Below are 13,602 nucleotides of genomic sequence, written 5' to 3' on the forward strand. Positions count from 1 at the left end.
GTTAATTCTTATATCCAAAAGCATGATTGGCGTGTTATTTGCGATATAAAAGTATGAACGATTAAATTCATAAAACATGGCTTATATAGATTATTATAAGATTCTTGGAGTTGACAAAAGTGCTTCTCAGGATGATATAAAGAAGGCTTTTCGTAAGTTGGCCCGGAAGTATCATCCTGACCTGAACCCTAATGACCCAAGTGCGAAGGACAAGTTTCAGGAAATCAATGAAGCCAATGAAGTACTGAGTGACCCTGAGAAGCGTAAGAAGTATGACGAGTATGGGGAGCATTGGAAGCATGCCGATGAGTTTGAAGCTCAGAAAAAAGCGCGGCAGCAAGCCGGTGGCTTTGGAGGTGCCGGAGGTTTTGGCGGATTCGGTGGTGGCGGTCAGGGATTCTCTGATGGTGACGGAACGTATTGGTATTCGTCCGACGGTGGCGGTGGATTCTCCGGAGGTAATGCCGGTGGTTTCTCCGATTTCTTCGAATCGATGTTCGGGCATCGGGGCAGGGGACAAAGTTCTGCCGGATTCCGTGGACAGGACTTTAATGCGGAGCTTCATCTTTCACTTCGTGATGCTGCTCAGACGCATAAACAGATATTGACTGTCAATGGTAAACAAGTACGTATTACCATTCCCGCAGGTGTGGCCGACGGGCAGGTGATTAAACTGAAAGGTTACGGAGCTGAAGGTGTGAACGGAGGTCCGGCCGGGGACTTGTATATCACTTTCGTCATTGCCGAAGACCCTGTATTCAAGCGTTTGGGCGATGACTTGTACGTAGACGTGGAAGTAGACCTTTATACTGCTGTATTGGGTGGTGATAAAGTCGTTGATACGCTGGACGGTAAAGTGAAACTAAAGATCAAACCGGAGACTCAGAATGGAACGAAAGTGCGTCTGAAAGGCAAGGGATTCCCGGTCTATAAGAAAGAAGGACAATTCGGTGACTTGATTGTTACCTATTCCGTCAAGATTCCGACGAATCTGACAGAAGCGCAGAAGGAGTTGTTCCGTCAATTACAGAGTATGAACTAAAATGAATGAGCACTATGCAGACCGAATTAATTATTGTCAGTGAATACTGTCAAAAGTGTCATATTGAACCTTCATTCATTGAGATGTTGGAAGAAGGTGGTTTGATTAATGTACGTACCGAAGCCGGCAAGCATTATCTGCTTGTTTCTGAACTTCCGAACGTGGAACGTTATAGCCGGATGTACTATGACTTATCCATCAATATGGAAGGCATTGACGCCATTCATCATATGCTGGAAAGAATGGACGATATGAGGCGTGAAATTACTTCCCTCCGCAAGCAACTTCTGTTGTTTCGGGAAAGGGAAATAGAGGAAGCGGACTGGTAGAAAAACGAAGCCTCTGTTTGGTGCAAACGAAGGCTCTATTTATAGCAAACAGAGGCTCTGTTCACGTAGATCAGAGCCTCTGTTTTATTCGGACCGTTACAGTACAAAGAAAACTATCTGATGTACGTGCAGATTTCTTCCAGATAGCGTGCATCCGTTTCATCAAAGCTGTCCGGTGTATCACTGTCTATATCCAGCACTCCGATGACGTTTCCTTCTTTTATAATAGGTACTACTATCTCTGACCTGGAATCGGAACTGCAGGCTATGTGACCGGGAAACAGCTCTACATCAGGAACAATCAGCGTCTGCGCTTCCTTCCATGCCGTGCCGCAAACTCCTCTGCCGAAACGAATGCGTGTACAGGCGATGGGACCTTGAAACGGTGCCAATACGAGTTCGTTGCCTTCCACCATATAAAAGCCGACCCAGAAAAAGTGGAAAGTCTGCTTCAGTGCGGCGGCAATATTTGCCAGATTGGCGATACGATTCGTTTCCGAGCTTACCAATGCTTGTAGCTGTGGAAGCAGTTCACGATATTTCTCTTCTTTATTACCTGTGTGAATCAGTAAATTTTCTGCCATCTCTTTTCTATTTGATTTGGTTTAGAATACTCGGGTCTTTTATTTTATCATCCTCTGCGAAGAAAATGATTTTCGTCAGTATCTCCGCTGTTTTCGGGTCTTCATCCACAAAAGGCAGGAACAGTCGTCCGCGACTTTGCGAGTGTACCGGAAGAACGGCTATTTGTGCACCGCCTGCTTTATGGATAACACCACTGCCCAAATGAATGTTGTATTTGCCCAGCTTGCCTTCGATGTATGCAAAGTTCCCTTTCACCCTGACGTTGCTGAAGTGAAACAGGGGTAGGGTAAGTTCTACCAATGCACGGCGCATCTCGATGGTGGAATGGCTGGTTTCCGGATCGACACTTCCGGCGTGAGCCACACTGACGGCGAGGTCTACATCCCTCATCACTTCGGAGAAGACAACAGGTGGAATCTCCGAAATCTTCATCGGTTTATAATCCTTGCGGTTATGGAAGCAGACAAATTCCAGCGTGGGAGCTTCGATGTCGGCAGGAGAGAACCAGTCCGCCATCGCATAGATCGTGGCAATAATATTCTCTTTATAGTATATTTTCTGAAGTCCGTCCTCGTAATCGGCTACCCAGCGCCGTCCTTTCAGTACGGCAACCGTTTTCTGCGGTTGAATCTGATTTCCGGCATAACGGCGGGATTGCGTAGCGCTTTCCTCTTCCGTTGTCGGGATGTACAATTCGCGGAATACCTGCTTGAAAGGCTGGCGGATAGCTTTGTCAAACAAGAACTTCTGATAAGCATGCCAGTTGCCACTCGCATACAGGTCTGTGGGATGGGCGATGCGCAGTTCCTCTTTCGGAGTGAGCGGAAGACAGATGCCGTCAGCCGTTATCAATAGGCCGTCGGTGTAGAAGCCTGTTCTGCCGTTGCTGGTGAAGACCAGATTTCTAAGTAGCGGCCAGATAACCGGATTCTTCATCAGTTTGCGCAGTTCGTTTTCCTCAAAACGGGTACAGTCTTCCATTGCCTGTTCGAGCATGATGCGGGAACGGGCGTGCTGTTCCTTCAGTTTTTTGTGTACCGCTTTCAGTTCTTCCACGTATGGATGCTTTTTCAGTTTGGGAGGCAGGCTGTTCAGCTCTTTTCCGGCTCTTACTTGTTTGATTTCCGGTTTGCCCTCATTGTTGACTTGCACATAGACTTCCACGCCTTCTATTTCTTTGGGGGTCAGGTAAGGAGTGATTTCTTTGATCAGTTCCGTTTCCATGCTCCATGTCAGACGGGTGACGTCTCCGTAACCGGAGTTACGTGCCAGGTTTTGCAGGGCGATGGTAACGGCTTTCTTCTCACTTTCCTGTCTCTGTGCACCAAATTCCTTGCTTTCTTTCAGGAACTTTTGCAGGAACTGATAGCGTTCGAGCAATTCCTTGTCGGCTTTTCGTCCCAGCGGGATAAGGCCGTAGCTCATCAGTAAGTCTTTATTTCGCTTCGCTATGATTTCTTTCTTCGCGTCTGCCGCTTTGGTCTTGCCGTTGACGGCATCGGCAAATTTACGGGCGCGGGTATGCGTGTTGCTTAATGAAATATATTTGGCTGCATTGTACACTACTTCGAAACGTTCCTTGCCGATAGTCTTGTAGGCTTCCTTGAACCAGTCGATGTCAAAAGCACCTTCCTGAAGGTCTTCTATGGCAATCGGGGTATATCGGGCGATGATCGCTTTCTTCTTGTCGTCGAAACATTCGCTGGTATGGGCATGGAAGTAGTAAGCGGCGCTTTCCAGTCCTTTCCATCCGGTCGCTTTTTCGGTGAGTTCCAGCCATTGTGGGGCGAACATGGCAGCTTCCACCAGTCGTATATGGCTGATGTCGGCCTGACTGGCGAGGCTTTTGAGTGTATCGCTGTCGTCGTCCGGAGACGGGTAGCAGGCATGGAGCAGGCTGCTCAATACTCCCCGTTTGGTATTGCGCCAGTTGTAGCTGTCACGTATGAAGGTATCTTTGCCGAACGCTTGCAGGATACGGATCAGTGTTTCTGCTCCGTAGACGCGGTGAAGCTCTTCCGCCAGACGGGTGACCTGAGTCTCGGAATCTCCCCGCTGTAACTCTATTTCCAGAATCCGGTTCACTACTTTCTGGGTCAGTGAATGGAAGAGGGAGTGGTTGCGCTCGTCCAGTGCCGAAGTGATATCTTTGATGCGTGTGGGCGAGTTGACACGTCCCATCAGTTCCCGGTATATTTCTTCGGTGGGAATCAGTCCCAGCATCCATGCGTGGGCAAAGTCCATGCTTTGCAGGTAGACATCCGTTTCTTCCAGTTCGGGAGTATGCTCCATATAGTTGGTGAGCTTGTAGAGCTGGTACCGGACGGTGAAATAACGGGTGAAGAGAGCGTCATTGATGGGATGCTGAGGCGCGTCGAGCCAGAACCGTACAAACTTGTTGTTGTGTATCGGGTAAACGATCTCCCTTGCTCCATATTCCTGCTTGTCTCTGAGCCATGTATGCTTATTGGTGTATTGACGGAAGATATTCTTTGTATTGAGCAGAGGAAGCAACTGCAAAAGCATATTGACGGAGAACTGCTGATAAGTTGCTTCGTTTCTGTATTCATGTGCCAGTCCGTCGATAATATCTTCTATCTGCCTGTAATAGGTCAGCTTGCGGAGTGACTTTTGCAGCCCGCGGTAAGTGAAGCCTGCATACATCTTATTGATAAGCGGTTCGAATGTGTTGAGCGATTGGATAGCGGCTTCCTTGTCTTCCTGTTCTTCTTCGTCAAATTCATCGTCTTCGTCCTCTTCTATTTCGTTGGGTGCTCCGGTAGAGGCCAGCATGAACTTCATCATCAGCAATTTGTCGTAACTGCCGATTTCCTGTTGATAGAAATTCAGCCAGAGTTCCGGAAGTCCGAGTTCGCTCAGTCCGTCGTAGTGCTTGTACCAGTTCAGTAAGACACTGTTGCCCACCAGGCGTACTTCACCATATTTATCCGTGAATTCGTCTTCTTTATGCTTTTCGATGTATTTGTTCAGCTTGTCGAAGATCGCTTTGGCTTTTCCTAAACGAATAAACTCAAATGCTTTCTTCACATTGAATCCGGCATCGGGAGTAATCGGAGGCAGGCTGACTTCAAGCGCCGGATCGTATAGCCCGAAGCCATTCTCTCGGGTATAGTTACTTGTCGGGCTTTGTTCCGTACCGTCTCCGATCAGCGATTCGATCAGAATCTTTTCTTTGGCGTTCGGCTTCTGAATCTCTCTGACGGTGGACAGGAGTTTCTGATAACTGTCTTTCAGGAAATCGACGTTGCGGATGCTCTTCATCATATCCAGTCCGGCAAGGCGGCGCTCGGCATTCTTGTCGCTCAGCAATCGGCGGATACTGGCCGCCAGTTGTGCTTCCGGCTGTTTCATCAGCAGATTGATGGCATTGATACGCATCTCGCTATATTTGAAACGGAGCAATTCTTCTATATGCTGATACTGTTCGGGGGACAGGGACATTTCGGACAATACTTTGTATGCTTCATCCCGTATGTCTGCCGAACGGTCGCCGAGTGATTGCAGTACATATTCCTGCTCCACCTTGCTTTCGGTACGGGGCAGGACGATTCCGATATAGCTGGCGCGGTTGTAAGATTCGAGCGCGGGAAGATACGTGCAAAGTTCCTCTCTCAGCCGGATATCGTTGGTCATCCATGCGATGTACGCCATTTTGAGGACTACATCCGAACGGGTGAGCACCACACAATCCCACGGGAATACATAAGGCGAATAGACTTCCTTGGCGGAAATAGACTGGTAGACTTGTTTCAGATATCCGTAGTGACGGACCGCCTCTTCCGGCGTTTCAAAATAATCGCTGAGTGTGGGAGCTTCCTTGTTATCGCTGTATCGGCTTAGATAAAGCCCGTCCATATAAAGAGGAAGGATAGCCGCCACCACTTTCGGGTCGTCGTGCCATACTTCGAATGCGTCTTTGCTGATCAGATGATTCATCTGAGACGATTGCGTGCAGCGCAGGAAGTACAGTAACGTCTGTATCTGATGCTTGGCTCCCTTTCGGATGATGTCCGGTACGATGGCTCTGATCTCGTCCGTATCATAGAATCCGATGCTCCACAAAGCCAGATAAAGTTCGACTGTATCCTTGCTTTGCAGGGTATTGCGGGCTGTTTCGGGATGATTCAGGAAATTCCAGATCAGTTCGACATACTTGTTGGTAATCCGTTCGCTGCTGTCCTGTTCGCCGATTCCGGTGCATACGGCGATGCTTCGCTTGACGGAGGCAAAACGTTGCAGTCCGTTGTTGTAGATGATGGAGAACAGGTAGAGGTAACTTTCGGGACATCCTTCGTCCATCGTTTCCACGATGGCTTGGCGCAGTCCTTCTTGTAGCTTGGCTGCCAGCAGCAGTTTGCCTTCCAGTTCCAACAGCGGGCGGTGTCCGCTGATGGCGATGGCGTGGAGATACCAGCGTTGCAGGCGGTGGACATTGTTTTCGCTGGTCAGTACCTGATTCAGGTATTCGATTACTTTTTCGTTACCTTGCGCTATTTGTGCGGCCAGCCAGTAGGAAGAGTTCATATAGCCGCTGAATTCTTCTGTATCTTCGGGTGTATTTCCTCCTTTTAAGATCGCTTCCACTGAAAATCCGGTAGCGCGTAACTTTAAAAACTGTAGCCATGCGTCTCTGGCATGGTCCAGATGATTGGACGGATGGGCGGAACGCTGGGCGCGCCGGTCGTATCCGATGGTATGCGGACAGCGTGCTTCGAGTTGCAGATAAGTATGGAACAGTCCGGCGAATTCGTCGCCCAACATATAGCGGAACAGCGTGTTAAGTCTGCCATCCATCAGATTGGCAATGCTTTCGATGTTTTCTTCCCGGATGATCTCCTCCAGACGAGGTTCCAGTATCTCACTGAATATACCATACCGTCCTCCCATGTCCAAATCCTCCATGAATAGGTCGAACAGGGTAAGCGTTTCCGGCTCCAGGCTTGATTTTTCCTTTAGTAAACTCTCCAAATAGGGGTTTAGCAGCTTGTTCAATTTGTCGTTGTAAGTAATTCTCATGACTTTAAGCTTTTAGAGTTTATATTGCAGTTACCAAAGTCTTCCTGACAGCATTGCCAGCCGGATAAAGGTAAGTGTAGATTCTTCTTTCAGTTGGACGGAGGAGGATAATTCTCCGAGTTCCGCATCGTCCAGAAAGATGCGGAAGATTCCGTCTTCATACGATTGCAAAGCATTGATGATGGCTTCGGTTTCCACAGCCGGTCTGCCGTTATAGTTTGCTTCGAAGCCTACTTTGCCGGCGGCGGCCTTGTCCTCCATCTCTTCACAGGTGAGGTATTTCAGCATTTCACTTTGTTGCAGCCGTTCGTTGTACTCCTTTACTTGCCAGCAGACGACCGCTTCAATCAGTTCCTGCACACTGGCAGGAGGAGTGGGGAAATCGATCGGCATCTTTTCGATGCTGCATTTCCTTTTTCCTACTTGCTTGACTTGGATATATGCTTTCATACTTACTTTTATTTTTCGATTTGAATACTGGACGTGATTGCGTCCAGATCAGCCTGAGCCTTTTCGTCCGCAACCAGCATGACGATGGCAAAGACTCTTCTCTTATTCTCCTGAAAGTACAATAATACGGTTTGTTGCATTTCTTCTCCTTTTTCGTCGGGGTGGCCGATCCGCAAAGGATTGGTCGTCTTCGTCATAGGCAGGCCGTTGATGTTGACTTTGCTCTGCTTGTAATCCTCCGAGGGCTTTCCTTCCTCATTTCGGGGGAGGGTGAGGAGCAGCTTCTTCATACGTTCGAACTCATCCTGCGTATCATAGCTGTTGCTGGTCACGGTCAGCTGACTGCCGCCATTGACGAGTTTCAGCAGGGGAGGCTCCGAATCGGGAGTCGGCGCTTTCGTGCCGGTTATCTTGTACCAGTTGGTAGGATACTGGCAACTGAACTTTGATACAGCATCATAGCATGAAAGCCACGTATCCTCATCCGACATGGGAGTATACGGGAACTGTTCGGAAGTGGAAGATTTCCGGGGACTGCCGGTCACCGGGCGGCTGGCGCTTTTTTTCTGTTCTTCTTCCTGTTCCTTATAATAGGCTTCTACAAGTCCGCTTTTCCATTCGTTACGTATTTCCTGATACGTCGAGGGGATATTGCGGCAGAGTGCAAGGAAGCTGAACAGGAAGACACTGAAGATGATCAGTTCTCCGATGATGGAAACCGTTCTTCCGGCTTCGGGCTTCTTCATCCGTTCGCCGAATACATAGATGAATCCCAAAAGGAATCCGCTGAGTAAACCGCCGATGTGTGCGGCATTGTCTACTCCGGCCCGTATGCCGTAGATGAGATTGTAGCCTACGAAGATAAGAATACTGGTCAGCAAAGCCTTCCGCTGCGACCTCTCGATGCGGTGGAACAGCAGGAAAGCCAGAAAGATACCGTAGAGTCCGAAGATCGATCCGGAAGCTCCGGTACTGATCGTTTCCGCATGCATATAGAGGCTGAAGACAGCCGAACAGAGTCCTGTCAGCAGATAAGAGACGAACATACGACGCGTACCTATCAGATGTTCCAGCCAGATACCTATATATATAAAGGCGTACATATTCATCAGCAGATGGAAAGCGCCGATATGCACAAAGTTGCAGGTCACGGCACGCCACCAGTCACCGGTCAGGGTGAGCGGACCGAAGTCGGCGCCCCAGTTCAGCAAGGCCAGTGTGGAAGGTTCCAGAATTCCCGCTCCGGTAGCTGCCATCAGTATGAAGACAAGGATATTGATGTCTATCAGAACCGGTGTCGCGATGAATCCTTTCCGGGGGATAAAGAAATGGATGAAAGACGACTCTTTTTCGCTTTCTGCCTGAAGCCTCCGTTCTTCTTCCGTCAGCGGGCGGGTGAGTTCTTCTTCCAGTTCGTTGGCTTTTTGTGCCAGTTCCTCCGGTGTCAGAGCAGATTTAATCTCTTCCATCGTTTCCTGTAGTTTTTGGATATTCTTGCGATTTTTGCCATAATCTACCAGTTGTACGGAGGCGCATTGACTGCGGACGGATATTTCACCGCTGTTTCCTTCTTCGATGGTGAAAGTCACTTCTTCTCCTTGGGAACGCATACCCATTGGAACATAAAATATGACTTCACGAAGAGCGATTCCTTCGATATTCCATTCAAGTTTCTGAGACGCTTCGAGTGCCAGTATCAGAATTTGTGTATTTGATAAATCTGCAAAATGTAGCTTATCCTCGTGTAAAGGTCTGAGTCTAAACGCCATATTTCTCTCTTTTATTAAGTCGTAGATTGATATTACTCTCTTTTTGTACAAAAGTACAGAATAATAATGAAATAGAGGGTAAATGGGAGGGGGATATTTATGCGGACAACGAGAATACTAATACTTTGAGATTTAGTAAGTTCCTTTTGGAAAGAAGAGGACAAAAAAAGCATCCGCTTCGTTGGAAGGGATGCTTTTATCGTTAGTCACCCTTTTAGGGTTACTTTTTGTAGAAAGCAAGGTCTTCTTTATCCATATTTTTGATAAAGTTGGTATGCTTCGTAACTTCCGCTTCAGCAAAGTTCAGATATACATGTGCAGATTTGGAGAACAGGTCGGCAGCCTTGCTTGCGTCCTGAATCAGCAGGTGGCACATGATGATATCGGCAGCCATTTCCATCAGTCTGCGGGCTGTGAAGTCGAGCAGTTCCTGATCCTGTGCTTCTTTAACGGCGTTGGTGCTGGCTTCGAACAGGTCTGCCATCTTCTTCAGACGTGACATCAGCGGTTCCATTTCCGGTGAACAAGGTACTGTTTCGAATTCGCGGATCGTAGCAAGGTAAGAACCGTTGGTTACATAGCGGATAGCGGCTACAGTCTGCAACTGGGTGGTACCTTCGTAGATGCTGGTGATACGTGCGTCGCGGTAGATGCGCTGGCAGGCATATTCCATCATGAAGCCCGAGCCTCCGTGAATCTGTATACAGTCGTAAGCGTTCTGATTCGCATATTCGGAGTTCATACCTTTGGCAAGCGGAGTGAAACTGTCGGCTAACTTTGCGTATTTCTTCTGTTCCAGACGTTCTTCCGGAGTCAGCTTGCGTTCGCGTGAGATGTCGTCCAGTGCTTTGTAGATGTCTACGTAGCGGGCTGTCTGATAAAGCAGCGCACGGCCGGCATCCAGCTTACCTTTCATAATGGCGAGCATGTCATACACGGCAGGGAAGTCGATGATTGCTTTTCCGAACTGCTTGCGGTCTTTGGCATAGGCCAGTCCTTCATTGTAAGCAGCCTGGCTCAATCCTACAGATTGTGCGGCGATACCCAGACGGGCACCGTTCATCAATGCCATTACATATTTGATCAGACCGAGTTTGCGGTCACCGCAAAGTTCGGCTTTGGCATTCTTGTAAACCAATTCGCAGGTAGGAGAACCGTGGATACCCAGCTTGTGTTCGATACGGCGTACATCCACACCACCCTGACGCTTGTCATAGATGAACATGGACAGACCGCGACCGTCTCTCGTTCCTTCTTCCGAACGGGCAAGTACTAGATGGATATCTGCATCGCCGTTGGTGATGAAACGTTTCACACCGTTCAGCAGCCAACAACCGTCTTTTTCGCTGTAAGTAGCTTTCAGCATCACTGCCTGAAGGTCGGAACCTGCATCCGGTTCGGTCAGGTCCATAGACATGGTTTCACCCTGACATACACGGGGGATGAAGCGGCTGTGCTGGTCGGCATTACCGAATTCATACAGTGTTTCGATACAGTCCTGCAAAGACCAGATATTTCCGAAACCTGCATCGGCGGCAGCAACGATCTCGGCACACATGGTGTATGGAGTGATCGGGAAGTTCAGCCCGCCGAAACGACGTGGCATTGTCATTCCGTTCAGACCGGCTTTGACCATCGCGTCCAGATTTTCTTTAGTGCCGGAAGCGTATTCTACCCGTCCGTTGGCACAGTGTGGACCTTCTTCGTCAACACCTTCAGCGTTTGCATTGATAATTTCGCCTGTTATTTCTCCGGTGATCTCCAATACTTTATCGTAAGAGTCCAGTGCGTCCTCAAAATCCAGAGGAGCGTAGTCGAATTCATCTTTATCTCTGTAGTTGCGTTCTTTAAGTTCGCAAATACGTTTCATCATCGGATTGTTCAAGTGATACTTGAGTTCCGGTATTTCTGTGTAAAAATTAGCCATCTTTCTTTACTTGCTATTCTGTTTATAATACTTAATCATCTTCGGCACAACTTCTTCGATGGTTCCGTTGATTACATAGTCTGCAATCGTGTTGATCGGAGCATCCGGATCGTTGTTGATAGAGATGATAATACCACTTTCCTGCATACCGGCGATATGCTGGATTTGTCCTGAGATACCACAAGCAATGTAGAGTTTCGGACGAACCGTTACACCTGTCTGACCAATCTGGCGGTCGTGTTCTGCAAAACCTGCGTCAACAGCGGCACGGCTTGCACCTACTTCGGCGTGAAGTTCCTTTGCCAGGCTGAACAGCAGGTCGAAGTTTTCTTTCGAACCTACTCCGTAACCACCGGCAATGATGATCGGAGAGCCTTTCAGGTTGTTCTTCGCTTTTTCTACGTGGCGTTCGATTACTTTGACCACATAGTCTGTGTCGGCTACGTACTTCTTCACGTCGTGGCGGATCACTTCTCCCTGATAAGCCGGAGAAACGATTTCTTTCTTCATCACGCCTTCGCGAACGGTTGCCATCTGTGGGCGGTGTTCGGGGTTGACGATGGTTGCAACGATGTTACCGCCGAATGCCGGACGGATTTGGTACAACAGGTTCTTATAAACTTTTCCTTCTTTCTTATCTTCGTGGTCACCGATTTCAAGGGATGTACAGTCGGCAGTCAAACCGCTGGTCAAAGCTGAAGAAACACGTGGGCCGAGGTCACGACCGATAACGGTAGCACCCATCAGACAGATTTGCGGCTGTTCTTCTTTGAAGAGGTTTACGAGGATGGAGGTGTGAGGAAGTGAAGTATAAGGATAGAGTCCTTCAGCGTCGAAAACGTGGAGTTTGTCTACTCCGTAAGGAAGGATTTGCTTTTCAATTTCTTTGAGGCCGGTGCCGGCAACTACTGCTTCGAGTTGGCAGTTGAGTTCGTTAGCCAACGAACGACCTTTTGTCAGAAGTTCCAGGCTGACGTCTGCGACGATGCCTTCTTCTATTTCGCAATATACAAATAAGTTATTCATGATTATCCGATGGTATGGTTAGCTAACAGTTCAACAATCAGTTCTTCCACATCACGGTCGCTGCCGCTGATGGTTTTGCTCTCTTTGGCCTGGAACACGATGTTCTGGATGGCTTTTACTTTCGTAGGCGAACCGGACAGACCGCATTGGGCGAGGTCGCCGTTAACGTCGGCTACGCTCCATTCGGGCAGGTTGAGGTAATCGCGCTTGTCATACAGGTCGGTATAGTCGAGGTTACCTTGTTGTTTTTCCGTAACGGTTTTGGCGTGTTTGTACTTCTGTACCAGCTTGGCGTTACGCGGGCGGCAGGGAGCAGCCGAACCGTTGACTGTGATAACGATGGGCAGCGGGCCTTCTACCGTTTCAACGCCACCGTCGATGTGACGTTTCACTTTGATTTTGCCGTCACCTACTTCCAGAATCTCTTCAGCGTATGTGATTTGCGTCAAACCAAGTTTTTCTGCCACCTGCGGACCTACCTGTGCCGTATCACCGTCGATAGCCTGACGACCGCCGATTATAATGTCGCACTCACCGATTTTGCGGATAGCAGTTGCCAGAGCGTAGCTTGTAGCCAGCGTATCTGCACCGGCAAAAGCGCGGTCAGTTAGCAAATAACCATTATCGGCACCACGGAAAAGTCCTTCACGAATAATATCAGCAGCGCGTCCCGGTCCCATTGTCAGAATGGTTACGGTAGAGCCTGGGTGAGCATCTTTCAGACGAAGAGCTTGCTCAAGGGCATTCAGGTCTTCGGGGTTGAAGATGGCAGGGAGTGCCGCACGGTTAATAGTTCCGTCGGCTTTCATGGCATCTTTCCCAACGTTACGTGTGTCGGGAACTTGTTTTGCCAATACAACAATTTTCAAACTCATGCTATTAATTTTAGTATTAGTATTTCTACACATTAGCAGCCAGTAGTCAAGTAGTAATAATCTTGCTATCCAAACTATCCGGTTAACTATCAGCGTGCAAATTTACTCAAACACTTGGTTCTGACAAGAAAACCGAGTAAAAAATGCACATTATTAAGTTTTTTGAGCAAATAAGGGCAAGTTTATGAGGTTAGCCATAGTCCTATGGCAGTTTGGGGGAGAAGGGGGATGGGAATGGGGAAAAGAGACACTACCATAGGAATTGTTTTTTATAAAAACATCTGTCACCGTCACCGTTCGAAGGGTAACTGTCTGACTATAAATGATTCATCTGGTGACAGCAAGTGGTGACAGCAGTGTGACGGAAGAAGTTGCCGTCACAACGTGATAGGAGGGACAACGGATAAAAAGCAGGTAAAGTAACAAGGGATGGCGGCTCTTGTTTTTATTCTATATACAGGCGATTTCAGGAATGCCTTAGTCTAGTTGGTTTCCATGCGATGAAACTGTAGTGTACTGAATAAGTTGACACTTCAAAAATCGAAAATAAAGATGAAATATT

Annotated in this window: 9 protein-coding genes; 2 read left to right on the plus strand and 7 right to left on the minus strand. The window is 48.2% G+C overall.

Annotated features, from left to right (window positions below; translation table 11 throughout):
* Window positions 1-76 precede the first annotated feature (76 nt).
* Both KTR07_RS18330 and KTR07_RS18335 read left to right on the plus strand, forming a co-directional pair.
* Window positions 77-1,042, plus strand: a complete 966-nt coding sequence (locus KTR07_RS18330; RefSeq protein WP_008763243.1) for a DnaJ C-terminal domain-containing protein — start codon at window positions 77-79, stop codon at window positions 1,040-1,042.
* A gap of 14 nt (window positions 1,043-1,056) precedes the next feature.
* The gene (locus KTR07_RS18335; protein WP_008767738.1) at window positions 1,057-1,371 is read left to right on the plus strand and encodes a chaperone modulator CbpM; all 315 of its coding nucleotides are present in this window, start codon (window positions 1,057-1,059) and stop codon (window positions 1,369-1,371) included.
* 113 nt (window positions 1,372-1,484) lie between these two features.
* Here the strand turns inward: KTR07_RS18335 and KTR07_RS18340 are convergent, their stop codons facing one another.
* From KTR07_RS18340 to KTR07_RS18370, 7 genes are all read right to left on the minus strand, one after another.
* Complete coding sequence (locus KTR07_RS18340; protein WP_008763245.1) at window positions 1,485-1,955, minus strand: GAF domain-containing protein; 471 nt, start codon at window positions 1,953-1,955, stop codon at window positions 1,485-1,487.
* A gap of 7 nt (window positions 1,956-1,962) precedes the next feature.
* A complete protein-coding gene (locus KTR07_RS18345; protein WP_070750034.1) occupies window positions 1,963-6,993 on the minus strand; it encodes a DUF4132 domain-containing protein in 5,031 nt (1,676 codons plus the stop codon).
* 30 nt (window positions 6,994-7,023) lie between these two features.
* Window positions 7,024-7,443, minus strand: coding sequence for a hypothetical protein (locus tag KTR07_RS18350; protein ID WP_011107995.1), 420 nt, complete (start codon window positions 7,441-7,443; stop codon window positions 7,024-7,026).
* Window positions 7,444-7,451: 8 nt separating this feature from the next.
* Window positions 7,452-9,212: a rhomboid family intramembrane serine protease gene (locus KTR07_RS18355; protein WP_011107994.1), complete on the minus strand. Its 1,761-nt coding sequence runs from the start codon at window positions 9,210-9,212 to the stop codon at window positions 7,452-7,454.
* 220 nt (window positions 9,213-9,432) lie between these two features.
* Window positions 9,433-11,139 (minus strand): acyl-CoA dehydrogenase family protein, encoded by a 1,707-nt coding sequence (locus KTR07_RS18360; protein ID WP_008763249.1) that lies wholly within the window; start codon window positions 11,137-11,139, stop codon window positions 9,433-9,435.
* Between the two features lie 6 nt (window positions 11,140-11,145).
* Window positions 11,146-12,165 (minus strand): electron transfer flavoprotein subunit alpha/FixB family protein, encoded by a 1,020-nt coding sequence (locus tag KTR07_RS18365; protein WP_008763251.1) that lies wholly within the window; start codon window positions 12,163-12,165, stop codon window positions 11,146-11,148.
* A gap of 2 nt (window positions 12,166-12,167) precedes the next feature.
* On the minus strand, window positions 12,168-13,040 hold the full coding sequence (locus KTR07_RS18370; protein WP_008763252.1) for an electron transfer flavoprotein subunit beta/FixA family protein: 873 nt from the start codon (window positions 13,038-13,040) through the stop codon (window positions 12,168-12,170).
* Window positions 13,041-13,602: the final 562 nt, after the last annotated feature.

It is taken from the genome of Bacteroides sp. MSK.20.82 (assembly GCF_019052485.1).
Classification (GTDB): Bacteria; Bacteroidota; Bacteroidia; order Bacteroidales; family Bacteroidaceae; genus Bacteroides; species Bacteroides thetaiotaomicron.